We start from the raw sequence: 503 nt of genomic DNA on the forward strand, positions 1-503 counted from the left end.
TGCTTCGCAAGCCGTGAAGCTAGAGGCAACCTTGTCTGCTTTTGCACAAGCACTCAACTGGGTCAACCAAAACACACCAGAGAAGGTGGTCAACCCAGTCAAGCTTCAATCGCTCTGCTACCGCGCAATTCGTACCCGCTTTGGGCTCTCCAGCAACCTGGCACAACAGGTATGCAGAAGGCTGGCCGCTGCCCGCAAGGTTGCCCAGCAAAAGAATCGTCCGGTCAAAGCGTTCAAGTCTGGCTTTGTTACCTACGATGCCCGCATCTTCTCTTTTCGGGAAAAAGACTGGACGGTGTCGCTGACCACCGTTGAGGGACGCGAACGCTTTGAGCTGGATATAAGTAACTACCAGCGCGGCATGTTAGCAGGCTCAAACCCTAAAGCAGCCACGTTGGTCAAGCGCCAAGACGGCTCCTACTCCATTCAAATTTGCGTGGAGTCTGAGGCGCCGGAGCCACAAGACACCACCAAGGCAATTGGCGTGGATTTGGGTAGGAGAG

General features: G+C 54.7%; 1 pseudogene. It reads left to right on the forward strand.

Going from position 1 to position 503, the window contains the following annotated elements:
• Positions 1-503, forward strand: a pseudogene (locus tag NW853_RS00260) (RNA-guided endonuclease TnpB family protein); the annotation flags it as partial.

The organism is Synechococcus sp. H55.11, from assembly GCF_047462475.1.
Taxonomy (GTDB): Bacteria; Cyanobacteriota; Cyanobacteriia; order Thermostichales; family Thermostichaceae; genus Thermostichus.